General features: G+C 32.5%; 2 protein-coding genes. Both read right to left on the reverse strand.

The features are described from left to right. Positions 1–6 precede the first annotated feature (6 nt). Positions 7–441, reverse strand: a complete 435-nt coding sequence (locus RCF13_RS11295) for a hypothetical protein (RefSeq protein WP_001174525.1) — start codon at positions 439–441, stop codon at positions 7–9. Positions 442–526: 85 nt separating this feature from the next. Further along, the coding region (locus tag RCF13_RS11300; protein WP_308141186.1) for an MBL fold metallo-hydrolase at positions 527–1,142 on the reverse strand (616 nt) is incomplete at its 5' end.

The raw sequence follows: 1,142 nt of genomic DNA on the forward strand, positions 1-1,142 counted from the left end.
TGGTTATCAATTATATTTTTTCATATTTGCAATGTCTTTTTTTATAAAACAATCTAACAGTGAATAACCAGCTATTAAACTAATTATCGTAACAAAAGATGTATTTATAAGAATAATATTAGCTAAATAAGGTAAGTACGAACCAACTGGTGAAAAGAGTAGGGCTGGAGAAAAGGAAATGAATAGCATAGGCAACGTAATAGCAATAAATTTATCCGGTTGAAAGCGCCAGTTTTGTTTACTCGTTTCGCGATTAATAGATTGGAGGAATCGTAATAAAATGCCAACGATAAGAGGGAAGAGTGTAAAGTAGAATAATCTTGGATAAACGTTAAAGTTCGCCTGGGCATCTGTATCTAAATAAAATTGAATTTTCACTCCGACAAATAATAATAAGACGATAAATAATGTGAAGCAGAGGTATAGCATCACTTTTTGCATTATATTCCACCACCCTTTACTCAAAATATATTCAAAAAAAGAAGAGATATACAATAACAACTGTTGTATATCTCTTCTTTTACTGTTAGTTAATAGTGGAGTTTGCTTTTTCTTGCTTCGTGAAATAATCAATAATGCCCATTGCGCTAATTTCTATATCTAGATGTAAAATATTATAAACGGAATGATCTGATGGAACGTTTAATTTTGTAAGATGAGAAGAGATCTTATCCATTAATACAGTTTGTAAAGCTTTAGTCGCTTCATCGAAATCATTATACTGTTCAAAGACCTCTTTACCAGTATGAACGAAAATAGGTAGCCAATGTTCCAGTTGGTTATATACTTCTGTAACATTGGATGATGCACCGTAATGGCCGAAATAAATTGTATCTACATTCATACTTTGAATATGATTTTTAGAAGCAATCATCGCATCTGGTTGAAATTGTGAAGGCGATGTTGATGGTAAATATAGTTCTACACCAAGGTCTGCGAGTTCTCTATAATAAATTCCAATTGTATCGCCAGTGAAAATACCATTTGTTAATGAATCGTGAATGCTAATATGGTGCTTCGCATGTCCTGGTGTATCGTAAAATGTAAGTGTACGGTCTTCTGCAATTTTTAACGTATCACCATTTTGTACAATACGAACACGTTCTTCTTCTATAGGAAGAATGGGATCGAAAAGTTTATCG

The sequence above is a fragment of the Stenotrophomonas maltophilia group sp. RNC7 genome (genome assembly GCF_030910085.1).
GTDB lineage: Bacteria > Pseudomonadota > Gammaproteobacteria > Xanthomonadales > Xanthomonadaceae > Stenotrophomonas > Stenotrophomonas sepilia.

Coding starts and splice junctions, on each gene's coding strand:
- RCF13_RS11295 (WP_001174525.1), bottom strand. CDS start 441: ATGCAAAAAGTGATGCTATACCTCTGCTTCACATTATTTATCGTCTTA.